Origin of the sequence: Pseudomonas weihenstephanensis (assembly GCF_001043055.1) — a bacterium.
Classification (GTDB): Bacteria; Pseudomonadota; Gammaproteobacteria; order Pseudomonadales; family Pseudomonadaceae; genus Aquipseudomonas; species Aquipseudomonas weihenstephanensis.
Genome location: NZ_JYLF01000004.1, coordinates 232,748 through 257,637 on the forward strand (window position 1 = coordinate 232,748; position 24,890 = coordinate 257,637).

The 24,890-nt window shown below is 58.9% G+C and carries 18 protein-coding genes; 4 read left to right on the top strand and 14 right to left on the bottom strand.

Annotation, left to right across the window (positions count from 1 at the left end):
- The first annotated feature begins 233 nt into the window (after positions 1–233).
- Positions 234–4,496, top strand: coding sequence for a membrane-targeted effector domain-containing toxin (locus TU86_RS11765; protein WP_048364484.1), 4,263 nt, complete (start codon positions 234–236; stop codon positions 4,494–4,496).
- Between the two features lie 42 nt (positions 4,497–4,538).
- Here TU86_RS11765 and TU86_RS22445 read toward each other — a convergent pair whose 3' ends face one another.
- On the bottom strand, positions 4,539–4,907 hold the full coding sequence (locus TU86_RS22445) for a YceK/YidQ family lipoprotein (protein ID WP_338053168.1): 369 nt from the start codon (positions 4,905–4,907) through the stop codon (positions 4,539–4,541).
- A 214-nt stretch (positions 4,908–5,121) separates the two neighbouring features.
- Here TU86_RS22445 and TU86_RS11770 point away from each other — a divergent pair, with 214 nt between their 5' ends.
- On the top strand, positions 5,122–7,224 hold the full coding sequence (locus TU86_RS11770) for a TonB-dependent receptor family protein (protein ID WP_048364485.1): 2,103 nt from the start codon (positions 5,122–5,124) through the stop codon (positions 7,222–7,224).
- Here TU86_RS11770 and TU86_RS11775 read toward each other — a convergent pair.
- The gene (locus tag TU86_RS11775; protein ID WP_048364486.1) at positions 7,221–7,931 is read right to left on the bottom strand and encodes a 3'-5' exonuclease; all 711 of its coding nucleotides are present in this window, start codon (positions 7,929–7,931) and stop codon (positions 7,221–7,223) included. The genes TU86_RS11770 and TU86_RS11775 overlap by 4 nt on opposite strands.
- On the bottom strand, positions 7,928–9,862 hold the full coding sequence (locus TU86_RS11780; RefSeq protein WP_048364487.1) for a putative nucleotidyltransferase substrate binding domain-containing protein: 1,935 nt from the start codon (positions 9,860–9,862) through the stop codon (positions 7,928–7,930). Before TU86_RS11780 ends, TU86_RS11775 begins: the two co-directional genes overlap by 4 nt.
- 285 nt (positions 9,863–10,147) lie before the next feature.
- Here TU86_RS11780 and TU86_RS11785 point away from each other — a divergent pair, with 285 nt between their 5' ends.
- A complete protein-coding gene (locus tag TU86_RS11785; RefSeq protein ID WP_048364488.1) occupies positions 10,148–10,597 on the top strand; it encodes a response regulator in 450 nt (149 codons plus the stop codon).
- A gap of 94 nt (positions 10,598–10,691) precedes the next feature.
- Here the strand turns inward: TU86_RS11785 and TU86_RS11790 are convergent, their stop codons facing one another.
- The gene (locus tag TU86_RS11790) at positions 10,692–12,869 is read right to left on the bottom strand and encodes a malate synthase G (RefSeq protein WP_048364489.1); all 2,178 of its coding nucleotides are present in this window, start codon (positions 12,867–12,869) and stop codon (positions 10,692–10,694) included.
- A 427-nt stretch (positions 12,870–13,296) separates the two neighbouring features.
- Here TU86_RS11790 and TU86_RS11795 point away from each other — a divergent pair, with 427 nt between their 5' ends.
- Positions 13,297–13,815 carry a glycine cleavage system transcriptional repressor gene (locus TU86_RS11795; protein WP_048364490.1) on the top strand — a complete coding sequence of 173 codons (519 nt, stop codon included), beginning with the start codon at positions 13,297–13,299 and terminating at the stop codon, positions 13,813–13,815.
- On the opposite strand, the gene rarD is transcribed toward TU86_RS11795, so the two are convergent.
- The 10 genes from rarD to waaF all read right to left on the bottom strand — a co-directional run bounded on the left by rarD (position 13,812) and on the right by waaF (position 24,872).
- The gene (gene rarD / locus TU86_RS11800; protein WP_048364491.1) at positions 13,812–14,696 is read right to left on the bottom strand and encodes an EamA family transporter RarD; all 885 of its coding nucleotides are present in this window, start codon (positions 14,694–14,696) and stop codon (positions 13,812–13,814) included. The two genes, TU86_RS11795 and rarD, sit on opposite strands and share 4 nt — an antisense overlap.
- Before the next feature lie 166 nt (positions 14,697–14,862).
- Positions 14,863–15,837 carry a serine/threonine protein kinase gene (locus TU86_RS11805; RefSeq protein WP_048364492.1) on the bottom strand — a complete coding sequence of 325 codons (975 nt, stop codon included), beginning with the start codon at positions 15,835–15,837 and terminating at the stop codon, positions 14,863–14,865.
- 93 nt (positions 15,838–15,930) lie between these two features.
- The gene (locus TU86_RS11810) at positions 15,931–17,832 is read right to left on the bottom strand and encodes a PhoX family protein (protein ID WP_048364493.1); all 1,902 of its coding nucleotides are present in this window, start codon (positions 17,830–17,832) and stop codon (positions 15,931–15,933) included.
- A gap of 79 nt (positions 17,833–17,911) precedes the next feature.
- Complete coding sequence (locus TU86_RS11815; RefSeq protein ID WP_048364494.1) at positions 17,912–19,366, bottom strand: lipopolysaccharide kinase InaA family protein; 1,455 nt, start codon at positions 19,364–19,366, stop codon at positions 17,912–17,914.
- A complete protein-coding gene (locus TU86_RS11820) occupies positions 19,366–20,118 on the bottom strand; it encodes a lipopolysaccharide kinase InaA family protein (RefSeq protein ID WP_048364495.1) in 753 nt (250 codons plus the stop codon). The genes TU86_RS11815 and TU86_RS11820 overlap by 1 nt, the downstream gene beginning before the upstream one ends.
- Positions 20,115–20,849, bottom strand: coding sequence for a lipopolysaccharide kinase InaA family protein (locus TU86_RS11825; RefSeq protein WP_048364496.1), 735 nt, complete (start codon positions 20,847–20,849; stop codon positions 20,115–20,117). Before TU86_RS11825 ends, TU86_RS11820 begins: the two co-directional genes overlap by 4 nt.
- Positions 20,849–21,655, bottom strand: a complete 807-nt coding sequence (gene rfaP, locus TU86_RS11830; RefSeq protein ID WP_048364497.1) for a lipopolysaccharide core heptose(I) kinase RfaP — start codon at positions 21,653–21,655, stop codon at positions 20,849–20,851. The genes TU86_RS11825 and rfaP overlap by 1 nt, the downstream gene beginning before the upstream one ends.
- Entirely contained in the window at positions 21,655–22,776 is a 1,122-nt protein-coding gene (locus TU86_RS11835; RefSeq protein WP_048364498.1) for a glycosyltransferase family 4 protein, read from the bottom strand. The genes rfaP and TU86_RS11835 overlap by 1 nt, the downstream gene beginning before the upstream one ends.
- Positions 22,776–23,837 (bottom strand): lipopolysaccharide heptosyltransferase I, encoded by a 1,062-nt coding sequence (gene waaC, locus TU86_RS11840; protein WP_048364499.1) that lies wholly within the window; start codon positions 23,835–23,837, stop codon positions 22,776–22,778. The genes TU86_RS11835 and waaC overlap by 1 nt, the downstream gene beginning before the upstream one ends.
- Positions 23,838–24,872: a lipopolysaccharide heptosyltransferase II gene (waaF, locus tag TU86_RS11845; protein ID WP_048364500.1), complete on the bottom strand. Its 1,035-nt coding sequence runs from the start codon at positions 24,870–24,872 to the stop codon at positions 23,838–23,840.
- Between the last annotated feature and the right edge of the window lie 18 nt (positions 24,873–24,890).

Sequence of the window (24,890 nt, forward strand, 5' to 3'; positions counted from 1 at the left end):
TGCTGCGCGCAACGCGCAGAAACAACTAAAGGGCGCGATTATAGCGTAAAGAGCGCGGTAATGACCCAGCGCGATTTGCCACGCCCTGCTCTGACGGCTCATGGCACGCCTCGCGGCGTAATCCCTCCCCCACGGCATACATATATAAGCCCAGCCCCCCTGCACTTTGCGATTTCCTGTGATGACGCATTGGTGTGCATCTCGCACCCACCTCCACAACAGGAACGCCCCCTATGCCTGACAACTTGGCATTGCTCACGAACGCCGCTAAAGAACTGCTTACCCTGCGCAATAACCTGCCAGACCTGGAAATCGCCATGGAGCATCGTCTGCGTCAGTTTTTCCCGACGCTGGCAGAGGACGTTTGCACCGACCTGCTTTTCATCAATGAACAAGCCCCACCTGAGCCGGGGCAAACGCCCTTCATCACCAGCAAAACGCTGAGCATGCTGATCGATCAGTGCTATCTCGAACAAAAGGTACCCACCTTTGTGCAAGGTAAAACCAAGGTCTATCACTACGCCCACACGTTGGCCGAGCAGGATCAGGCCAGTGAGATCACCGTGGATCTGCTTGAAAAATTCCTCGCCGACACCACGTTTAGCCTTGAGATTTGCCTGCGCGATGCGCTCATCGAATTTTGGCAAAAGCCGCAGAGTGAGTTTAATTCACTGACCCCGAAAGCTTGGCTATCGCACTATGTTAGAAACATGATCCGCGCCGAAGCCGCTGTGCGTCATGACGACAAAACTCTGGATACGGCGGCTCTGAATGCGGTCAATCAGGTATTTCCCCCAACCCAAGAGCCGTCCGCACAAGCCACGTTCGGTTTCTATACGCTGACCCTCAACGGGAACAACCCACTGGCGGCCCTGCCTTTGCACGGCATTTTTGTGATCACCACGAAAAACCTGCCTACCGAATCAACCGACTCTTTAACGCTGCGAGTGGTGCAAGACGATTCGCCGCGCACAGTAGTGCTTTTCACCCCCACCCAGGGTCTGGAGTCATTCGCCTCCTTGTCGGCGCTGACCCAGGAGCTGAGTGCGCGGCTTACGGACACCTACCAGCGCGACTCATTGTTCGAGAGCGTGCTGGAGCAAGACCGTGTGCGCGCCCTTGCCCATCATCATGTGGATCTCAGCCCGGTCGAGGAGGCCTCTGCTCAAACCTTTTACGCCGATCAACTGATCGACAAGCAAAAGCATGACATGCGCCATGCCTGGTCCGTGGCGGTCGCACGCCAGGAAGACAAGAGCATCGCGCAACTGTCCGAGCACGTAGAGCAGTCACTGGACTCAAGCATCGTGTTAAAACCCGCAGGTATTTTACGGACTCGCTATACCCGACTGCTGGAAAGCCAGCTCCCGAACTGGCTCAAAACGGCGAGCGACGCCAATAAAAGTCAGTGGCGACTGGCGGTCGAAAAACTCATCCATGAACAACGGGCATCCGAGACCAGCCTGGCACAATCCATCACCCAAAGCGGGCAAAAACACACACTGTTGGGGTACGCACGCCAGCAGCTTAAAGAACGGATCAAAGCCGACCGTAACATCGAGGTCGATCCCGATTTCATCTTCATCTCCACCACTGAAGCCTTGCAAACAGGCCCAGTGATTTACCCTATCGGCGGTTCTGGGTTCCCCGCCGGTTCCAGCATCCCGCGGACCGGACCTTCAATTACCTATAAAACCACCACTCTGAGCCTCAGCGAACTGGCGCTCTCCAACGTCGGGGTATGGGACATCACCTTTGCCTTGACTGCACGTATCACCGACGCCAAGGGGCACCCACATCTCGTTCTGACGCCAAGCTACATCAAAACCCTGGTGCGAGAACTCGATATTGGCGAACGCTACAAAACCCGACTTAATCATCTGCTGGTGAATTCGCAGCAAGCACACTGGCGCAAAGAGCGGTACGTCGCCCTCAAGACTGCACAACTAAAACTGGACCTGATTGAAGCACGCCTGTCAGGTGCGCTGACGGAGAGTAATGCTGCCTGGGTACAAGCGGTATTGGACCATCCGGTTGAAAAAAACCGCCCCTTGATTCAAGGGGCTCAGATAAAAGTCCATCTACTGATGTTGCGCTACCATTCGCTGCCGGGCCTGCTGGTATTCAGTTCTACAGGGGCTCCCCACCTGTTGTGCTACCACCCTGACGCGCCGAACAACAATTGGTTTACCGTGGCAAGCTCACGTAATGATTTGGCCCGCCTTTTGTCCCAACCGATTTTTCACCGTTATGTCGAGAACAAGGTGACTTCAGCACAGCAGGCCTATATCAAACCTCTGCTCAATAAGGGGCTGACCGACAGCAACGTTCGATTGCAAATGATCCATCACCACGCGTTCGAAGCGTCCTACGACACAGAGGTCTCGTATACGCTCAGGGATGCTGACGAACAATCGACCTCCACCTATGAAAGCAACCTCAACACGGCCAAAGAGACGGCGCTGACGTTGCTTGATGTCATATCGTTTGTGTTGCCCACCAAAATACTGCTGCCCATTGTGGCTGCGCGCTTCATCTACCAATTGACATTCGTCTATGACGCCCTGCAACGGGATGAAAAATACGAAGCCTTACTGCACTGGATGGGGGCCATCAGCCATCTCACCGATGGTGCTTCGGACTTTGCCGGTTCTTCGGTGTTTAGCCGCTCTATTCGCCAGCGAGCCAGACAACCCGCGGCCACACTCAATCCCAATGCGGCCAGTTCACCCTCCCCGCAATCGCTCAAACTTCGCACCGGTCACGAGTATGGCGCAGGTGTATACGAAGGCCCCTCAAACGGCGGTAGCGTACCGGCGTATTACGTTAAAGACAGTAATGGCAATTTGTACCGCAGCCGCTATGACAATCTGGACGAGATCTGGCGAGTGAGCGACGAGAGAGCCCCTGATGCCCAGCGCCGCGTGCCCGTAAACGAGCTGTCGGCAGGCAAATGGGACGTGCACCCGGCATCGCCCCAGCTCACGCAAAGGAGCGGCATCGAGCGTGTCATAGACAGTGCAAAAGTCACGAGTGTCTCGCTCAGCGGAAAAACACCTGACGCCCAAGGCATCTATCGGGTCGCCAACCTGAACTATATCGAGCAGGGCGGCATTGTCTTCGAGGTCTACTCCGGCTGGCTACGCCGCCACTGGTACCTGCAAATGCCCGCAGGTTCCAGCAGCGCCAGTTACAAACTGAGGCGCACGCAAGGGCACTGGGAAATCAAGCATCGTCTGTCCAGTACCGAAAAGCACTGGGAACCCTTGGTCCGCGAGAAAACTCAATTGCCTGCACGCTCCACAAACATCTCATACAGCGCCTACGACCTACCTGTAGAGCACCGCGCCATTGTTCAGGAACTCATCGCAGGGAACGACAAACTCCTGCACGTCGACTATGTATCACCCAATCCTGAGCTTCAAAAGGCCAGCCAGACCTTCAAAACCCTCAGGGCTAAATTACTGACGGACGCCCAGACGTTTCTCAAGGCATCTGAGCCTAAACCACGAGCCGTTCGCCCTTCATTGGCACAGTCCGTCACGCCCGATGACCTGTTCAAAAAATTGTTCGAGCAATCGCAAGGTGTGATTTTAGGCGAAGCGCATTCGCAACAATCCGCGAAAAAAATATTGATCACACAGATGAGCGCGCTCAAAAAAAGTGAAGTCGGCGTGCTCTTTCTGGAGCACCTGCAAACCGATACTCATCAGTCCATGCTAGATGACTTTTTCACTACTCAAAAAATCCCCCCCGCACTGGACGACTTTTTAACGTCCCAGGATGTCGGACACCAGATCGACCCCTCGAGTGAGTTCACCTACAGCAAATTGGTCCGCGAGGCTGTAAAGCAGCGCATCCCGATCAAAGCCCTGGACTGTACAGCCAGTTATCACGTTAGAGGCATGCCGACTCGCTTTCCTGACCTGAACCGCACTGAAATGTTCAGCTATTTTGCATCGCAGGTGATCAGGGGCCATCTGGCAGCAAACCCCAATAAAAAATGGATTGCCCTCACCGGTAACAGCCATGCAAACACCTATCAAGGGGTCCCGGGAATAGCCGAACTGGAAGGCGCAATAGGTGTGCGTATCTCAGATGCAGCACCGAACAACTCCCTCGGTCTGCGCCAGAACATCGCCGAGGTCATACCGCCGAGCATATGGCAGCGTGAGCACATCCTATTAAAAAATGACTACTGGCTAGAGGTCGAAATTGCCGGTACAAAACCAAAATTACCGCCGTTCAATACGCCGCAGATTGAGTCAAAACTCAATAAACCTGGCACGTTCATGTTGGAAAATATTCCATCCGAAGGCCCCTACCTGATCCATCGCGCCAAAAATCAACAAATCGTGCGCACACGCATCCAGCTCGATAACGGCGCAGTGTTTATCGATCACCCCAATTGGCCTGACATCCACCTCAAGCGCTATGACTACCTGGAGGGTTTAATTAGGGACCTGAAAGCGAGAGGGTTGCAATCTGCAAACTAACAAGCACTGGAAGCGTATTTGTTCTCTTTACCAGCCCAAACGCTAGTAAGACCTCAGCAATATGCTGCCATATTTATACTGTCGATACAGTGTGTAAGGCGAAACCACTGTATCGACAGCTGCAGAGGCAAACACATCAAAGAAGAAGATCGGCACAAAACCGACGGGTACACCACTCGATGTATTAGGGAGTGCGTTCAATACACACAGGTCAAACGCTACACCGCTGTACAACCGCGGAATGGACTCACAATAGGTGTGTTTTTTTTTGAGCGTGCGCCGGATTGTTTCGTCATAACTGAAGAGCGTCTGCGCAGACCCACATCCGCCCAACATCACAGATACCGCGCACAACAGCACATTCTTATAAGTCATACAGGTGCCCTTCCGAGAGAGAAGGCAACCTAGCATGTGAAATAAATCCCCTCCTAGGTCATGACTTCTGGGTCTTGTGTAAGACGCCTCTTAGGCCTAACGTGAAACTCCAACAGAAATACCCTCAGAGCCTGTGCATCTGCCTTTTTTACCGCTATAAGGCGCTTGAGCCGCTAAACTGCGCGCCCTCTGCTAGCCTGATACCCGTCGCCCAAGACGGGTCGCGTCCCACGGAACTCCAATACCCCCCATGAAATTTTTTGCACCCGCTCGCCTTGCCCTTTTTGTGCCCAGCCTCTGCCTGACGCCTATCTGCTTTGCTGAACCGCTGGAACTCGACCCAAGCGTCATTACCGGCTCACGCAGCGCCAGCCCGAGTTTTGATCTGCCGTACTCGGTTGACAGCATCAACCAGGCGCAAATCAGCGACGGCCAACTGGGCATTAACGCGTCCGAAGTACTGTCCCGGGTGCCGGGGCTGGTGGTGCAAAACCGTCAGAACTATGCACAAGACCTGCAAATTTCATCCCGAGGCTTTGGCGCGCGCTCGGCGTTTGGTGTACGCGGTATCAAATTGATTGCCGATGGTATTCCGGCCAGCACCCCGGATGGCCAGGGTCAGGCGGCAACGTTCAACCTGGACACCGCCGAGCGCATCGAAGTACTGCGCGGCCCCGCTGCGACGCTGTATGGCAGCAACGCGGGCGGAGTGATTCAAATGTTCTCGCGCGATGGCGAAGGCCCGCCGCGCATCGGCGCCGAAACACTGATCGGCAGTGACGGCATGAGTAAAAACCACCTCACGGCTGAAGGCGCGGCCGATGACGTGGGCTTTGTGCTTGACGCCTCACGCATGGACACCGATGGCTACCGCGACCACAGCGCCGCCCGCCGCGACCAGACCTTCGCCAAGCTCAACTTCAAACCCGACGAGGACAGCAAACTGGCGCTGATCTACAGCAGCCTGGAGCAGAACGGCACGCAAGATCCGCTGGGACAAAGTTGGGAAGCCTACAAAGCGGACCCACGCTCAGTTGCACCCAATGCCATTACCTACAACACGCGTAAAAGCATTGACCATCAACAACTGGGGTTGAATTACGAGCGCTACTTTGGCGACGCGACCTTGCAGGTCAATGCGTATACCGGGACGCGCAGCGTGATTCAGTATTTGGCGATTCCCAAATACATCGGTAATACCCAAACGCTCAATCCGGCAAATGCACGGGGTGGCGGCGTTGTGCAATTCGATCGCAAGTTTTACGGCACCAATGTGCATTGGATTCAGCCCATCACGAGCGCGCCAGGTGAGCTGATTATCATCAGCGGCGTGGACTTTGATCAGAGCCGTGACAACCGGCACGGCTACCAAAACTACAACGGGGCGCAATTGGGCGTTAAAGGCGAAATGCGCCGCGACGAAGTCGATACTGCTCGCAGCCTTGACCCCTTCGTACAAGCCAACTGGGCCATCGAAGACTGGACCCTGCAAGCAGGCTTGCGCTACAGCACGATGGAAATGGACGTCGACGATCACTTTTTGAGCAATGGCGACGCCAGCGGCACCAAACGCTACAAAAAGGCCACGCCGTCAATGAGTGTGATGTACGCCTTCACACCAGAACTGCATGGCTATGTGAGCGCGGGCAAAGGCTTCGAAACACCGACTCAAGCTGAGTTAGCCTATGCGCCGGGCAATCAGGAAGGCTTCAACTTCGGACTCAAGCCCTCTGAAAGTACCCAGTATGAAATGGGGTTGAAAGCTCAGGTCTACAACACGCGAATCAACGCTGCCGTGTTCCAGATCACCACCGAAGACGAGTTGGTGGTCGCAGGTTCGGTGGGCGGACGTACCAGCTACCAAAACGCCGGCCGCACCTTGCGCCGAGGGTTTGAGCTGGGCGTCGAAAGCCAGCTCAGCGAACACTGGACCACCACCCTGGCCTACACCCGCCTGCAAGCCACTTACGACAGCGACTTCAGCAGCAGCAAAGGCACTGTCGATAAAGGCAATTACCTGCCCGGCGTGCCGCAAACCACGCTGTTTGCCGAAGTGAACTGGAAACCCGCAGATTGGGTCAGCACCGCCGTCGAGGGCATGTATCGCAGCAAGGTCTACGTTGAAGACACCAACAGCAAGAAAGCCGCCCCGGCCTACAGCGTGTTCAACTGGCGTGCGCGTTTTGAGCAGAACGTCGAACACTGGACCTTCCACCAAACCCTGCGACTGGACAACCTGCTGGACCGCCAATACGTAGGTTCGGTGATTGTGGCCGACGGCAATGACCGCTTCTACGAAGCTGCGCCGGGCCGTTCGTGGTACGCCGGGGCCGGGGCGCAATACCGCTTTTAAAAACTGTGCACCTGCTTGCGCCGCTGCCATTGATTGAGCCGCTGTTGCAGCGCCAGCGGGCTATCCAGCCCCTGTGCGCGCGCACGGCTGAACAGGATCAGCGCCAGTTCGGCGGTGGCCAGGGCATCGGCGCTGGCGTTGTGGCGGTCCTCGACCTGCAAGTTGAAATGCTTGATCCAGTGGTCGAGCCCCGCCTCGCGTAAATCGGCGTGCGGGCACAGCATGGGGGCCAGCGCTGCCACGTCCATAAACGGATGCTGCAAGCGATAACCCAGACTGTCTTTCAACGCGCGGCCCAGCATGTGCTGGTCAAACGGCGCATGGAACGCCAGCAACGGGCTGCCCCCCACAAACGCCATAAAATCGAGCAGGGCATCGGCCGGCTCACACCCGGCGGCAATCGTTTCAGGCCCCAATCCATGCAGCAGCACGCTGGGGCTGAGCGGGTTGTGGGCGCGGCGCAAGGTGCGCTCAAACGCCTGGCCCAGATCAATCGCCCCGTCCTCAATCACCATCGCACCGATTGACAGCACTTGGTCGCGGTTAAGGTTCAGGCCGCTGGTTTCCAGATCGACCACCACCCAACGTTGATGGCGCAACGAGGTGTCGCGCAGCCCCGGCGAGGGTGGCAGTTGCAGCAGGCGCTGTTGCTGCTCAAGGCTCAAGACCGGGCTTTTGCGCGACAACAGCCATGACAGCAGGCTCATAGCTGATACCGCAGCGCCAGGCTGCTTTGCAGGCGCTGCGCCTGACGCAACGCTTCACGCAGGATGCGCCGGTCGAGCTGGTTGAGGCTGTCCGGGTCGACCCGGTTCGAGTACGGGCGGTTTTCACGGGTTTGCAATTGGTGTTGCTGCATGCGCGTTTGCTGAATGAAGTGATACGCCTCTTCATAGGCCGCCCCGTCCAGCGGCTCGATCACGCCCTGCGTCACCAAGTGGCGCAAGCGTTCGAGGGTGTTGTTGGCCTCCACGCCATGGGCCAGCGCCAATAAGCGTGCACCGTCCACAAACGGGGTCAGGCCCTGCACTTTAAGGTCCAGGGTGGCTTTTTCGCTGCCTTTACGTTCCAGCACAAACTCGCGAAAGCGCCCCACTGGCGGACGATGGCGCAAGGCGTTGTCCGCCATCATGCGCTGGAACAGACGATTGTCGGCGACCTGCTCCAGAATGCCGCGGCGCAGTTGCTGGCACCCGCTGTCGTCACCCCATACCGCCCGCAGGTCGAAATAGATGCTGGAGGCCAGCAGATTTTCAGGCGTGGCTTCGCGGATAAACGCCGCAAAGCGTCGCGCCCATTCGGCTCGTGACAAACACAGGTCGGGGTTACCCGCCATGATGTTGCCCTTGCACAGGGTAAAACCGCAGGCTGCCAGGTGAGTGTTAATCAACTGCGCGATGGGCAGCAGGCGTTGACGAATCTCGGCGGCCTGCACAGCATCAGCGGCTTCAAACAGAATGCCGTTGTCCTGGTCGGTGTGCAGTGTCTGCTCGCGACGGCCTTCGCTGCCGAAACACAGCCAGGTGAACGGCACGCCGGGGTCGCCTTTTTCGGCCAGTACCAGCTCGATCACGCGGCACACCGTGTGATCGTTGAGCAGCGTGATGATGTGGGTGATCTGGGTCGACGAAGCACCGTGGGCCAACATGCGCTCCACCAATTGACCGATTTCGCCCCGCAGGTTGATCAGGCTCTCAAGCCGTGGTGCGTGGCGGATGGTGCGGGCCAGGTGCACCAGATCAACCCGTTGCAGTGAAAACAGATCACGCTCTGAAACCACACCGCACAAGCGCTGATCCTTCACCAGACAGACGTGGGCAATGTGCCGTTCGGTCATGGCGATGGCCGCATCGAACGCACTGTGGTCGGGCGTCAGGTAAAACGGCCCCGGCGTCATGTGCTGGTCGATGGCTTGCGCAAAGTCCTGCGTGCCGTCGGCGACCACCTGGCGCAGATCGCGCAGGGTGAAAATCCCCAGCGGCGCCTTGCGCTCATCCACGATCACAATGCTGCCCACTTGTTGCTCGTGCATCAGCCGCACGGCTTCGCGCAAGGCGGTGCCAGGCAGGCAAGTAACAGGGTGGCGCATGGCCAATTCGCCCAGACGGGTATTGAGGGAGTATTGAGTGCCGAGGGTTTCGACAGCTTTTTGCTGAACCTGCTGGTTCACCTTGTCGAGCAAGCTGCTGACCCCGCGCAGGGCGAAATCGCGAAACTCGTCAGACAAGGCAAACAATTTGATAAACGCGGGTTTGTTTAATTGAAGACAAAACGTGTCTTCAGCGGCGCGGTGCTCGGTGCGGGTGGCACGTTCGCCCAGCAACGCGGCGAGAGGGAAGCATTCGCCTGCGGTGATCTCGAACGTGGTTTCGGCTTCCTGGCGCCCGACATGGGTGCGCTCGCCCACCACACGGCCTTGTTTGACGATGTAAAAGTGTTCGACCGGGCCGTCCGCAGGCCGAATGATGCTTTCACCGGGGCCATAGAAGCGCAGTTGGCACTGCTCGACTAAAAACGCCAGGTGAGTGTTTTCCATGTGATTGAAGGGCGGGAATCGCTGCAAAAACTGCATGGTGCCGTGAATGTTCTGCAACACCGCAGCCTTTCCTGCCTGGAGAAACGCATCCGATTTACTCATTGACCGCTACCGCATGTCTGACCGTTGTTGTTATGCCGGGGCGCTGCACCCTGTCGTCGTAATGCAAGTCATGCTCGGTTGTCTGCGCCAAAGTGCCCATTGGACGTAAGTCTATGGGGATAGTGGCCTACTGATATTTTTGAATTACCTCACAGAAAACAGGTCCGTTTATTGTGTTGCAAGACTTGGAAATGCAGCCTTGCGGGCGCACATTGGGGCACAGCCTAGGAATAGCTGACTGCATCGGTGGGATAACAGACTGAATAAAGCCGTTTTGAGAACCGTATGACCGAACACGACATTTTGAGCGACGCCGAGCGAGAGGCGCTGAGCGAAGTCATGAAAGCCCCCATTCGTGCCCGAGCTGCACAGCGCGTACTGATCGTCGAAGACGATCAACTGGCGCGCGACTTGCTCAGCGAACTGCTGGAGTTGCATGGCATTCAGTGCATCAAGGCCGCTGGTCAGCAGCAAGCCTGGCACACGCTGGAGTCAGATAAATCGGTTGCCCTGCTACTGACGGATTTGCGCATGCCGCCCGGTGACGGCCTGGAATTGATCCGCCAGCTTCGCCGCTCCGAGCGGGCGAACATGCCGGTGATCATCATGTCGGGCAATGCCGAGGTAAAAGATGCCATTGATGGCATGCACTTGAGCGTGCTCGATTTTCTGCTCAAGCCCATTGATACCGAAAAACTGACCGCGCTGATCAAACGCGAACTGCACATCGAATAGCTTCCCATGAGCTGCCGACTGAAGTGTGGCGAGCGCACAATAAAAAGCCCCGGCAGTTCGCCGGGGCTTTTTGTTACTGCGCGTTAACGCTTATTCACAGGCCATTTTTGGCCTTGAACTCACGACGACGACGGTGCAGCACCGGCTCGGTGTAACCGTTAGGCTGGCGGGTGCCCTCAATGACCAATTCGACGGCTGCCTGGAAGGCGATGTTGCTGTCGAAGTCGGGCGCCAGAGGACGGTACAGCGGGTCATTGGCGTTTTGGCGGTCAACCACCGGCGCCATGCGCTTGAGGCTGGCCATCACTTGAGCTTGATTGACGATGCCGTGACGCAGCCAGTTGGCGATGTGCTGGCTGGAAATACGCAGCGTTGCACGGTCTTCCATCAGGCCGATGTCATTGATGTCCGGCACTTTAGAGCAGCCCACGCCCTGATCGATCCAGCGCACCACATAACCCAGGATGCCCTGCGAGTTGTTGTCCAGTTCGTTCTGGATCTGCTCAGGCGTCCACTGCGGGTTGACGGCCAGCGGGAGGGTCAGAATGTCGTCTACCGAGGCTTTGGTGCGCGTGGCCAGTTCGGCCTGACGCGCGAACACGTCGACCTTGTGGTAATGCAGCGCGTGCAGCGCAGCAGCCGTCGGCGACGGCACCCACGCGGTGTTGGCACCCGCCAGCGGGTGCGCGATTTTTTGCTCCAGCATCGCCGCCATCAAGTCGGGCATCGCCCACATGCCTTTACCGATTTGTGCGCGGCCTTGCAGGCCAGTGCTCAAGCCGACGTCGACGTTGTTGTTCTCGTAGGCGCTGATCCACTTCTCGGCTTTCATGTCAGCCTTGCGCACCATCGGGCCAGCTTCCATCGAGGTGTGGATTTCGTCACCGGTCCGGTCCAGGAAACCGGTGTTGATGAACACCACGCGTTCGCTGGCGGCTTTGATGCACGCCTTGAGGTTGACCGTCGTGCGGCGCTCTTCGTCCATGATCCCGACTTTGAGCGTGTTGCGTGGCAAGTTGAGCACGTCTTCAATGCGCCCAAACAGCTCATTGGTGAACGCAGCTTCTTCGGCGCCGTGCATTTTCGGTTTGACGATGTACACCGAACCGGTGCGGCTGTTGCTGCGCGTGGCGGTGCCGTTGAGGCTGTGGATCGCCGCGAGGCTGGTCAGCAGGCCGTCAAGGATGCCTTCGGGCACTTCGTTGCCGTCTTTGTCGAGGATCGCATCGATGGTCATCAAGTGACCCACGTTGCGTACGAACAGCAACGAGCGACCGTGCAAGCTAAGGCGGGCGCCGTTGGGCGCGGTGTATTCGCGGTCCGGGTTCATGGTGCGGGTGAAGGTTTGCCCGCCCTTGGACACCTGCTCGCTGAGGTCGCCCTTCATCAGGCCCAGCCAGTTGCGGTAGATCACCACTTTGTCGTCAGCATCGACGGCGGCCACGGAGTCTTCGCAGTCCATGATGGTGGTCAGCGCAGCTTCCATCAGCACGTCTTTGACGCCCGCCGCATCGGTCTGGCCGACAGGGCTGGTCGCGTCGATCTGGATTTCGAAGTGCAAGCCGTTTTGCTTGAGCAGCACGGCGGTCGGGGCGCCAGCTTCGCCGCGGTAACCGATCAATTGCGCGGCATCACGCAAAGCGCTGCTGGTGCCGTCCTTGAGGGCGACGTGCAAGGCGCCGTTGACCACGGCGTAGCCTAGCGCATCAACGTGTGAACCCTTGGCCAGCGGCGCGGCTTCGTCAAGGAAGGCACGGGCGAAGGCGATGACTTTGTCGCCGCGCACCTTGTTGTAGCCTTTGCCCTTTTGCGCGCCATCGGCTTCGCTGATGGCATCGGTGCCATACAACGCGTCATACAGCGAACCCCAACGAGCGTTCGAGGCGTTGAGGGCAAAGCGCGCATTCATCACCGGCACCACCAACTGCGGACCCGCCATGCGTGCGATTTCGTCATCGACGTTTTGCGTCGTTGCCTGGAAATCTGCGGCTTCTGGCTGCAAATACCCAATGTCTTGGAGAAAGGCCTTATAAGCCACGGCGTCATGGGCCTTGCCGGCCGCAGCCTGGTGCCAGGCGTCGATCCGCGCCTGCAAATCATCGCGTTTGGCGAGCAGTGCTTTGTTCTTGGGTGCCAGGTCGTGAATAACCTTGTCGGCACCGGCCCAGAACTGGTCGGCGGTCAAACCGGTACCGGGGATAGCTTCGTTGTTTACGAAGTCGAACAGGACTTTGGCGACCTGCAGGCCACCGACGTGAACGTGTTCAGTCATTGCTTGCCTCACTCATTTTTATTTAAAGCCTGGAGCGCTTCTTAAAACACCGCGTGGCTCATGCTGGCGGGGTTGTACGGGGTAGTGCAGACGCTTTGGCGGACCTTGTTGCAAATTATGTAGTGGTCGCCGAGGCATACTACATGATCACTTGCAGATGTGAAAATCAGACTAATCACGTCGTTCTACGACCATTTTTATCGCAGTGGTCACGTAGAAGAATGGGATGTTCTCAAGAAATGCACAGGTTGTTCCAGATAATTCTAAAAACAGTACACAATTTGTTGTTTGCTGATCTGGTTTCTAAGCCGTTTAGCGACCTGCCCGGTGTGTATAAACGCCGGGGGATGCCTTCGCGAGCCAACGCTCCCCTGCCAGTACGGCGGCTGCCTATACTCAACCGACCTTTAATAAGAGAGCGTGTGCCATGAACCATCTTGTGATTACGGTCTTTGCCCCGGACAAAGCCGGGCAGGTTGAACGCATTGCGCAGTGCATCGCCGAGCACGGCGGCAATTGGCTGGAGAGCCGCATGTCACGCATGGCCGGGCAGTTCGCGGGCATCGTACGGCTGGGGGTGTCGGCCGAAGCCCATGACGAGTTGGTCAACGCACTCAAACATCTTGAGGGGGAAGGCATTCGGGTGCTGGTGGCCGAGAGCGGGATCGAGCAATCCTGCACCTGGAAGCCCATCGCAATGCAATTGGTGGGCAACGACCGGCCCGGCATTGTGCGCGAGATTACGCGGGTACTGACCGGGTTGGGCGTGAACCTGGAGCGATTAGTGACCGAAGTGCGGCTCGCGCCCATGAGCAACGAGCCACTGTTTCACGCCGAGGCCATTTTGGCGGTGCCGCTGACGCTCTCGCTGGAGGTGCTGCGCGAGCGCCTGGAAACCCTGGCCGATGAGATGCTGGTGGAGCTTAAGTTGCAGCCTGAGGATTAACGCCGGCGCAGGCTGATCCACGCATCAATGCTGTACACCACCAAACCGGCCCAGATGAACATGAACGCGATCAAGGTGCTGTGGGACAAGTGTTCGCCATACACCGCCACCGCCAGAATCAGCACCAGGGTGGGCGCCAGGTACTGCATGAAGCCCAGCGTGGTGTAAGGCAAATGCCGTGCGGCGGCGTTGAAGCAGACCAACGGGATCAGCGTCGCCGGACCTGCTGCGACCAGCAGCCAGGCTTGCGAGCTGGACCAAAACTCGGCGTGTGCGCTGTTGGCTTCGGGGTGCATCAGCAACCAGCCAATGGCAATCGGCACCAGAATCCAGGTCTCGACCACCAGCCCCGGCAGCGCCTTGACCGGTGCCTGTTTACGGATCAAGCCATAAAAGCCGAAGGTCAGCGCCAACACCAGCGACACCCACGGCAGGCTGCCCACTTGCCACACTTGCTGTGCCACACCGACGGCGGCCAAGCCCACGGCAATCCATTGCAGACGCCGCAGGCGCTCGCCCAGCAGCAACATGCCCAGCAGCACATTAACCAGCGGGTTGATGTAATAGCCCAGGCTGGCTTCGAGCATGCGGTCGTTATTGACCGCCCACACGTAAGTCAGCCAGTTGGCGGCAATCAACAGGCCGCTGACCGTCAGCACGCCAAGGCGTTTGGGGTTGTCGCGCAGTTCCTGCCACCAGCCGGGGTGCTTCCATACCAGCAACAGCAACGAGCCAAACAGCGCCGACCAGAGCACACGGTTGACGATGATTTCAGCCGCAGGAACGCTGGCCAGCAATTTGAAGTAAAGCGGGAACAGGCCCCAGATGATGTAGGCACTCAGGCCCAGAATGTACCCGTGGCGCGGGTTGGCGGCTTGCATGGTGGATCCTTGCTCAGGCAACAGATGGACACAGTGGAGGACGAGAGTGTAAGCAGGTTTTACAGAGGTGTCGTGCGTGACGGTCAGCGTGCAGCGCATGTTGCAGTCGCTGCCCAGGACTGCGAAGAGGCGCGCAAAGGGCTACTTTGCAGCCCTTTGCGGCGTATCAAAACAACTTCAGCGGTTCTTCATTGAGCGCCGACAGCTGCTCGCGCAAGGCCAGCACCTGATCGCCCCAATAGCGTTCGGTGCCGAACCACGGAAAGCTGTGGGGAAACGCCGGATCGTCCCAGCGCCGCGCCAGCCACGCGCTGTAATGCATCAGGCGCAGGGCGCGCAGCGGTTCGATCAACGCCAGCTCGCGGGGGTTGAAGTCATGGAACTCGCTGTAGCCGTCCATCAGTTCCGACAACTGCCCCAGGCATTCTTGCCGATCACCGGCCAGCATCATCCACAGATCCTGCACCGCTGGCCCCATGCGACAGTCGTCCAGATCGACGATGTGGAACACCTCGTCACGGCACATCATGTTGCCGGGGTGGCAATCGCCGTGCATGCGGATGTTGGTGTGCGGCGTGGCGGCGTACACGTCTTCGACGCGTTTGAGCAAGTCACGGGCCACCGACTCGTAGGCAGGCAGCAAGCTGCGCGGTATGAAATTACCTTCGAGCAGGGTCGTCAGCGAGTCATGCCCAAAATTCTTCACACCCAGCGCTTCACGGTGTTCGAACGGCTTAGTGGCACCCACGGCATGCAGGCGCCCGAGCAGTTGGCCGAGGCGATACAGTTGGTCCAAATTGCCCGGTTCTGGCGCGCGACCACCCCGGCGAGGGAACAACGTGAAGCGGAACCCCGCGTGTTCAAACAGGCTCTGGCCGTTATGGATCATCGGCGCTACCACCGGCACCTCGCACTCGGCGAGTTCGAAGGTGAAGCGGTGCTCTTCGAGGATGGCTTCGTTGGTCCAGCGCTGGGGCCGGTAGAACTTGGCGATCAGCGGCTGCGAGTCTTCGATACCGACTTGGTACACGCGATTTTCGTAGCTGTTGAGCGCGAGCACGCGGGCGTCGCTGAGGAAACCGATGCTTTCGACGGCATCGAGCACCAGATCAGGGGTAAGTGTTGCAAACGGATGAGACATGCTGACTCCTGCGCGCAGCAGGCTGCCGCGTCCGGCCATGCATGTTAGCGCAGACCGGATGGCAGAGGGCGATGGAAATCCGTAGGCGTTTGATCAGCTACCGACAATCGCGCCGTCTTCGCGGCTGATGGCCATCACCGATGAGCGCGGTTTGCCGTTGGGCAGGTGCTCGGGGAATGTCGAACCGCCGTTTTCGCCCGGATGCTGAATACCGACGAACAGGGTTTTTTGATCCGGTGAGAAGCTGATCCCAGTGACTTCACAGCCGACCGGCCCGACCATGAAGCGACGAATTTCACCGCTGGCCGGGTCGGCACACAGCATCTGGTTATTGCCCATACCGGCAAAATCACCGGTGTTGCTGACGTCGCCGTCCGTCAGGATCCACAGTCGTCCTGCGTCGTCAAACCCCATGCCGTCGGGGCTGTTGAACATGTTTTGCGCGGTGATATTGGCCGAGCCGCCCTTGGGCTGTTTGGGGTGCACGGCCGGGTTGCCTGCCACCACGAACAGGTCCCAGTCGAAACTCATCGCGCCATGCTCGTGGTTGTGTTCGTTCCAGCGCAGGATCTGCCCATAAACGTTTTTCTCGCGCGGGTTGGGACCGCCCACCGGCTGGCCGTCTTCACCGCGTTTAACGTTGTTGGTCAGCGTGCAATACACCTGGCCGTCTTTAGGGCTGACAACAATCCATTCCGGGCGGTCCATGCGCGTGGCACCCACCGTGCTGGCCGCCAGACGCGCGTGAATCAGCACCTCGGCTTGATTGGCAAAACCGCTGCCCGCGTTGATGCCGTTTTTACCGTGGCTCAGCTCGATCCACTGGCCCTGGCCTTTGGGACGGTCCGGGTTGCTGTCGCCGCTGTCGAAGCGGGCGACATACAAGGTGCCGTGGTCCAGCAGGTCGCGATTGGCTTGGGGGTTTTGCTGGTCGATTTTGTCGCGGCTGATGAACTTATAAATGAACTCGCCGCGCTCATCGTCGCCCATGTACACCACGGCGCGGCCGTCACCGGTTTGTGCCAGTGCGGCGTTTTCGTGCTTGAAGCGGCCCAGCGCCGTGCGCTTGACCGGGGTCGATTGCGGGTCAAAGGGGTCGATTTCCACCACCCAGCCGTGACGGTTTAGCTCGTTGGGGTTGTGCGCCAGGTCGAAGCGCGGGTCGTGCAGGTGCCAGTTGATGTCTTTGCTGGCGGCAACGGCGCCGTAGCGTTTTTGCGCGGCGTCGAAGCGGTGTTGGGGGTCGGTGCTGCCAAAACAGTCCGTGAAGTTTTCTTCGCAGGTCAGGTAGGTGCCCCACGGGGTTTTGCCGTTGGCGCAGTTCTGGAACGTGCCCAGCGCCAGCGTCCCGCTGTTATCGGCCCGGGTGCGCAGCAAGGCATGCCCGGCAGCCGGGCCGCTCAGGCGAATCGGGGTATTGCCGTGAATGCGTCGATTAAACGGCGAACCTTGCACAAACTGCCAACGGTCGCCCTTGCGCTGAATCTCGATCACCGACACGCCTTCGCTGGCCTGCGCTTTGTGTACCTCTTCGGCTGAAGTTGGCTGACCGCCGTGGGGGTAAAGGTAGCGGTAGTTGGTGTATTCGTTGTTGATGGCCATCAGGGCACGGTTCGGGTCATCGGGGAAAGCGAAGAGGCTCATGCCGTCGTTATTGTCGCCAAACTGGACTTCCTGCTCGGCAGCGGTGCCGTTACCGTCGGGGTTGAAGGCAGGGCCGTCGCTGTGCAGCGGTTGGCCCCAACTGATCAACACCGATGAGCGGTAGCCGGGCGGCAACGTGATGCTATCGGTGGTGGCAGCCTCAATGCTGCGAAACCCCAGCAACGTGCTGGAAGCGGCACGGATGCCGTCTGCCAGCACGCTGCGGCTCAGCAGGCCTCCGCCCAAAAACATAGCGGCTCCGCACAAGGCACCGGCGCTGATAAAACCGCGACGGCTGAGGCCGACGATGTGCTCAAGATCGGTGGGTTGGTCTTCTTGTAATAGGTTCATGGCTGCCTGCACTCACGACGGTTTTGGCAGCCACCTTAATCAGCCGGTATGACAACGATGTTTCAACGCACCCACAGCCTCAGACAGAAGGGGCTGAGGCGCAGGCTGGCAAGCGCGCATCAATCACTTGATACAACGCGCTGCTGGCTGGCCAGTTGCGCATAAAGCGCGCCCGATCGCGGGCATACGCCGGAGCAAAACTGCTGAGCGAGCGGTGCTGGCACATCGAGTCCAGGTCAATCAGCGCCCAGCGACCGTTGTCCCAGAACACGTTATGCCCCTTAAGGTCGCCGTGGCTGATGTGTTCGCCAAGCAAATCGGCAAACAGTTGATCCAGCGCCTGCAACTCGGCTTCTGGCGCATCGCCCTGCTCTACATAAGGTGCGAAGCGCTCAATGATGTCCGGGCCGGGTAAATATTCAGTCACCAGATACGCTTTGCCACGCAACCCCAAAAAACGCGTTTCGAGCAGCGCCAGCGGCTTGGGCGTGGCGATGCCCAGGAACGCCAGCCGATTGCCTTCACGCCACGAATGCCAAGCGCGGCTCGGGCGCCAAAAGCGCTTGAGCCAATGGGCAAAGCCTTTAATGTTGTAACGCTTGATGACCAGCATACGACCGGCCACTTCGACTTTACCCACGCTCGCAGCGCCACCGGTTTTGTACAGATGACCCGCGTCCAGCAACGCATCGGCATTGGCCAGTACCGGCAACATCGCGCCCTCTTCTTCGCGACGAACCGCCCGCAAGCCGCAGGCGGAGTTCTGCACGCTGAACAGCGTGCAGTCGCGTCCTGTTTTGCTCAGAAAGTCGTTCAAACGCCAGGCTCGGATTTTCTCGACCTGTTTGAGCAGCGCTTCGAGCGGCAAGGCGTGTTCGCCGTTGCTCAGCAGATAGTGCACCAGCAATTCTTCGGTAAACGGTTCGAGGCTTTTGGGCAACTGGGCGAAAAACACACCGAGGTTTTCCAACACTTTGGGCCGGGACAGGGGTTTGCCTGCCTGTTCGACGCAGATCCCTGCACCATCGATCAAGTACAGCGCGCCGTTGTGGCGCAGCAGGTTGTCCAGGTGCAGGTCTTCTTGCCACAAGCCTTTGAGGTGCATTTGGCCGATGGCCGCCAACGCCTCAGCCAGCACCGCTTGTTGCTCGTCTGCCAGCACAGGCAGGTGTTGCACCGCACTCCAGGCTTGGCCGAGGCTTTGCGCACCGTCCAGAAACTCGAACAATAACCAGCCGCCCTCGCCTTCCTGCAAGCCGTCGACCAGCAACTGTGGCGTGGTCAGCCCTTGCTCGGCCAAGAGCCGCACACCGGTCAGCTCGCGCTCAAAGTTGCGCGCCGCCTTGCTGCCGACCATCAACTTGGCCAGTACCGTGCGGCCGCGCCACACCCCCGCGCCCACGTAACGTTGGCCCGGCAATACACGCAACAAGGTCAGCAGTTGCAATTGCGCAGGCCCCGCGGCATCCGCCAGCTCGATGCTCAGCGGCAAGCCCGGCGCACGTCCGGCTTTTTGCAGTTCAGACAGGCGCATCAGCGAGTTTCCTTTTGGCTACGACGCACATTCAGGCGCTGATACCACGCCTGCACCAGGCCACTGTCCGCAGGCTGATCGAGATAGGCGGCGAGCAACGCGCGCACTTCGGTTTCGGTCCAGACCTGAGCCCTGCGCAATAACGGCTCGATGTCTTTGACCCGGTCACGCTGGCCCAGCAGCAGCGGCCGGGTTTTTTCCAGGTCGATCAATTGCGCGCGATAAGCCTCGCCATCTGCCTGCAAAAAGATGTGCTTGGGGTAGAAACAGCCGTGCACCTGACGCACCGCGTGCAGCCGTCGCGCCAGTTGCCCGCACGCGCGCAAGATCGCCTGCTGCTGTTGAGCCGTCAGTTGCGGCCACTGCTCCAGCAGCGAATCGAGGTCATTCCAGCCGTCCAGCGCACGGGTCATCAGAACCGCCCGATGCTCACCCTGGACCTTACGCTCACCAAAAAACACCGCTTCCAACGCAGGAATGCCCAACGCCTGATAGCGCTGAATATTACGAAACTCGCGGGCAAAACTCGGCTCGCCCAGCGGGCTGTGCAGCGTGCGGGTCAGGTAGTTGCTTTGGCGTTTGAGGTAAAAGCCCTGACCGTCGAGGTCCAGACGGAACACGCTGCTCCAACCACCGCGGCTGGTGTTGGGTTCGTCCACGGCATCAAGTTGCAGGTGCCACAGCGCTTCAAAATCCGCCAGACCGTTGCGTTCCAGCAAGGCACGATCAGCGTCTGCTACAAAATCAGTCATTCCCGACCCTCAAAAAAACGCACGATATGGCGTACACGTTCCTTATCCGCCGCGTTGAGCATCGTGCGCCCGGTGTATTGGAAATAAAAACGCAGGCGCTGGGTGGCCGACAGATGATATTTGGCCACTTTGTCCAGGCACGCCAGGTCTTTGGTGATGCGGTACTTGAGCCAGAATCCGCGCCAGAAGTCGCCATTGGGGCAGTCGATCAAATAAAGGCGCGCCTGATCGTCGATCAGCAAATTGCGCCACTTCAGGTCGTTATGCGTGAAGCGATGGTCGTGCATGGTTTTGGTGTAACGCGCCAACTGGCGGCTCACACCGTCGACCCAGACCCGGTCTTTGAGCAGCGGATCGTTGTTGTCGGCCAGGTCGGACAAATCGCGGGTATTGGGCAACTCGCGGGTAATCATCGCGCCACGGGCATAGGCCATGCCTTTGCGCTCAAGGCCCCAGGCCACCACGTCTGCGGTAGGAATGCCCCACTTGGCGAAGCGCTTGAGGTTCTGCCATTCGGACTTCACGCGCGGTCGGCCCAAATAACGGCGCAAGCCTTTGCCTGCTCCGGTGTAGCGTTTGACGTAGTAATTGACGCCCTCACGCTCGACACGAATGACCTCGGACAACGGATCGCGGGTCAGGTGCTCGCCTTGCAGGGCAAACACGGTATCCAGGCTGCCAAAATCGTGGGCCAGCGCACTGTAGGCAGGGTCAAGGTTCCAGCCCGCCATTACAGTGCATCCCCATAACGCACTTTACGTGCATAGAGTTTGTTTGCCTTGCCTTCCAGCCACGCCAACAGGCGGGCCTCTTCGCGCAGGATCTGGCGCAGCGGCATTTGGAAATAGCCGCGCAGGAAGCGCAACTTGTCGCGTTGCGTCAGGCCGATGTCCAGCGCCGAGAAATACAACGCGGCCAGATCCTTGTTGCGCCAACGCTGGCTGATCACGGCGCGGGTTTGGGCGCGGTGCAGGTCGATCACCGACAAACGGAAGTTATCGGCGGTGACCGGGGTGTCGGTGTGCAGCAAAAAATGGCAAATGTAGCAGTCGCGGTGGTTGACGCCTGCGCGGTGCATCATGCCGGTCATGCGCGCCACCTCAGCAATCAACGCGCGTTTGAGCGCGGGCTGCGGCGGCTGCTTGACCCAGTTGAGGCTGAAATCTTCGAGGCTGACGGTCGGCGCGAGTTCTTCCGTGATGATGAACGAGTGCTGCGCGGCCGGGTTGCTGCCTTTTTCGCCATAGGCTACGGCGGTCATGGTGGGCACGCCGACTTCGTGCAGGCGATTGATCGCCCGCCACTCCTGACCTGCACCGAGCACCGGCAATTTGGCGGTCAGCAGGTTTTTGAACACTTCACCCCAGCCAATGCCACGGTGGATTTTCACAAAGTAGCCGCGCCCGTCGACTTCAGTACGCAAAGTCCGTCGCCCTTCCAGTTCGCGGTACACCTCGCCTTCCAGACGCTCGACTTCGGTGAACGCATCGCGCCCGGCCCACACGCTTTTGAACGGTTCGGCAAGAATCAGTTTCATCAGTGTTGCTCCGCCAGAATCACATCCGCAGCGTGCTGCGCCATGCTATAGAGGTCGGCCGTCTGCGCGAAGGCCAGGCCGTTTTGGCTCCAGGCCGCACGCGCAGCATCATCGGACAACATGTGGGTCAGGTACTCATTGAGTTGCGCCTGCTCAAACGGCTCGTCCAGCACGCGCCCCGCGTCTGCATCAGCGATGTAATGGGCATAGCCGCATACCGCGCTGACCAGCACCGGCAAACCGGCCACCAGCGCTTCGAGCAGTACGGTGCCGGTGTTTTCGTTGTAGGCCGGGTGAATCAGCAAGTCAGCGCCCAACAGGAAACGCGGGATGTCACTGCGCCCTTTGAGAAACTGCACCTGATCGCCCAGCCCCAATGTGGCACTTTGCAATTGAAAGACTTTGGGGTCGTCCTGGCCGATTACAAACAGCCGGGTACGTTTTTTAAGCTCGCCAGGCAGCGCCGCCAACGCTTTAAGGCTGCGATCCACGCCTTTGGTCTTGAACCCGGAGCCAATCTGTACCAGCAGCAGATCATCGTCGGCCAACTTGAATTCACGGCGAAACTGGGCACGAATCTCGGCGGCATTTGGCGGCGCACGGCGGTCCAGCGCGATACCCGGCGGCAGCAGGTGAAAACGCTCCAGCGGGGTGCCGTAATGCTTGATGAACAGCGGCTGCTGGACTTCGGAAATCATCAGGATTTGGGTCTTCGCCTCTTTGGCAAACACCGCGCGTTCGTACTCGGCAAAGTGCTTGTAACGTTTGAAGAAGCGGTAAAACGCATGGCGCAGGTTTTGCGCTTTGTCTTCAAAACAGCCGTCTGCGGCGTAGTACACGTCCAGACCGGGCATTTTGTTGAAGCCGATCAGGCGGTCCACCGGACGCTTGGCCAGGTCGGCCTGCATCCAGGCGAGCATTTTTTCGTTGCGGGTGTGGTTGTGAAACGCCTTCACCGGCGCCACTAACACGTCAAACCCGGGCGGAATATCGCCTTCCCAGATCATGGTGTACACACGGATCTGGTGCCCGCGCTGCTGGCACTCCAGCGCAATGCGCATGAAGTCGCGTTGCAAGCCACCAAACGGGAAATATTTGTACAGCACAAAAGCCAGTTGCATCAGCGCAGTTCCTCAGCCAGTAACAACGTGCTTAATCGACTCGCGACACGCTCAGGGTTCAAACGAGTGAAGCACAGCGGCCACTCGTTTTTCAGGTCAAACCGCTGCTGGTCCTGTGCAGTCGGCGAATAGGTACATTTTTTTTGCAGGCACGGCGCGCAGGGAAAGTCGCTGGCCAAGTGGATTTGCCCCTTGCCGTAAGCGCCCGTCAGGCCGGGGTTGGTGGGGCCAAACAGGGAAATGGTCGGCACATCCAATGCAGCGGCCAAATGCCCCAGACCGGTGTCCACCGCCACGCAGGCACTGGCGCTGGCCAGCACTTTGGCAACGCCTGCCAGGTTCAACTTGGGCAGCACCACAACGTTGTGCAAATCCTTGGCGATGCGTTCAGCCCGAGCCTTCTCGGCCGGGTTGCCCCACGGCAAACGCACGTCGACACCCAAATGGCCCACGCGAATGGCCAGGTCGCGCCAGTACACTTCGGGCCAGTGTTTGGTGTCCCATGTGGTGCCGTGCAAAAACAACACGAAGGGTTTTTTACGCGGCAGCTCGACCAGTTTTTCGACGTCCAGACCATAGTCGCCCAAACCTTTGGGCAGATCGTAGCCCAGCGCAACCGCAAACAACTGACGCAACCGCTCGACCGCGTGTTGGCCACGGGCCACCGCCAAACGACGCTGATAAAAGCGGCTGGCCAAGGGTTCGCGGGCCGAGTCTTTATCCAGCCCGGCCACCGGCGCCTTGACGTAGCGGGTCAGCCAGGCACTTTTGAGCAGACCCTGGGCGTCGATCACCAAGTCGTATTTTTCGGCACGCAGGCTTTGCTTGAAGCGTCGCCATTCGCCGCTCTTGAAGGTTTCCCAGATGTTTTTACGCCAGCGGCGAATCGCCACCGGAATCACTTTACCCACGGCCGGGTGCCAGGTCGGAATCTCGGCAAAGCCTTCTTCCACCACCCAGTCAAAGGTGATGCCCGGAATCGCCCGCGCGGCATCGGTCAGGGCGGGCAACGCATGAATCACATCCCCCAGGGATGAGGTTTTGACCAACAGTACGCGCACCTAGTGGACCTCGACCGGTGAACCTTGCAACCGCTGCAAGGCGTCTACAACGGGTTGCGGCATCAGCTCGCGCAAACAGTTGTAATGGCCGAAACGGCAGGTGCGCTCAAAGCAGGGGCTGCACTCAAGGCCCAGACGCACGATCTCGACCTTGTCGGCCAAGGGCGGTGTAAAGCCTGGCGACGTTGAACCGTAGACCGCCACCAGCGGGCGATTCAGGGCGGCAGCCACATGCATCAGGCCCGAGTCGTTGGACACCACCGAGTCGGCGCAGGACAACACATCAATGGCCTCGGCCAGCGAGGTCTCGCCGCTGAGGTTGACGGCTTCTTCACGCAGACCGGGAATCAGGCGCGAGCGAATGTCTTCGCCTACCGCATGATCATTTTTCGAACCGAACAGCCAGACCTGCCAACCTTCGCGGATTTTTTGCTCGGCGACCTTGGCGTAGTGCTCGGATGGCCAGCGCTTGGACTCGCCAAACTCAGCGCCGGGGCACAGCGCCAGCACCGGACGGTCGAGCGTCAGACCAAACTTGGTCAATGCCGCCTCACGGCGCTGCGGATCAATCTGCAACGCAGGCCGCGGGTAAGGCTTGGGCAGCTCTGCGCCCGGCTCGAAGGCCAGCGCCATGAAGCGCTCGATCATCAGCGGGTAGCGTTCTTTATCGAGCTTGCGCACATCGTTCAGCAGGCCGTAGCGAAACTCGCCACGCCAGCCGGTGCGCTTGGGCACCCGCGCAAAGAACGGCACGAGGGCTGATTTCAGCGAGTTGGGCAGCAAGATGGCCTGATCGTACTGCCCCTTGAGGGACTTGCCGATCTTGCGCCGCGTGGCCAGTTCCAGCGCGCCGTGGCCGAGCGGAAAGCTCAAGGCCTGGCGAACTTCAGGCATGCGTTCGAGAATCGGCCGGCTCCACTCGGGGGCCAGCACATCGATTTCGCACTCTGGGTGACGCTGTTTCAGGCACTGGAACAGTGTCTGCGCCATCACCATGTCACCGACCCAACTGGGCCCAACGATCAAAATATTCATAAGTTTCCATAAACAAGC